This window comes from Variovorax sp. P5_A3, assembly GCF_056400665.1.
In genome coordinates, this window is sequence record NZ_JBFUKW010000079.1 from 1 (window position 1) to 512 (window position 512).

General features: G+C 64.8%; 1 pseudogene. It reads left to right on the forward strand.

Features of this window, described 5'->3' with window-relative positions:
- Positions 1-75: 75 nt before the first annotated feature.
- Positions 76-512, forward strand: a pseudogene (locus tag AC1D3B_RS36245) (electron transfer flavoprotein subunit alpha/FixB family protein); the annotation flags it as partial.

Genomic DNA, 512 nt, shown 5'->3' on the forward strand with positions numbered 1-512 from the left:
CGGCGCCGGCATCAAGGTGCCCGATGTCGCCACGCTGGTGGACAAGCTGAAGAACGAAGCGAAGGTGATCTGATCATGACCGTACTTGTTATTGCCGAACACGACCACGCCACGCTCAAGCCGGCGACCCTGAACACCGTGACCGCAGGCATTGCCTGTGCGAGCGGCGATGTCCACGTCCTCGTGGCTGGTGCGAACGCCGCCGAAGCCGCCAAGGCCGCGGCCCAAGTCGCAGGCGTCGCCAAGGTGATCGTGGCCGACAGCCCGAGCCTGGCCGAGAACCTCGCGGAGAACGTCGCAGCGCAAGTGCTGGCGATCGCGAAGAACTACAGCCACATCCTGTTCCCGGCCACGGCCAACGGCAAGAACGTCGCACCTCGCGTGGCCGCCAAGCTGGACGTGGCCCAGATCAGCGACATCACCAAGGTCGACAGCCCTGACACCTTCGAGCGCCCGATCTATGCAGGCAACGCGATCGCCATCGTGCAGAGCAGCGATGCGATCAAGGTCGC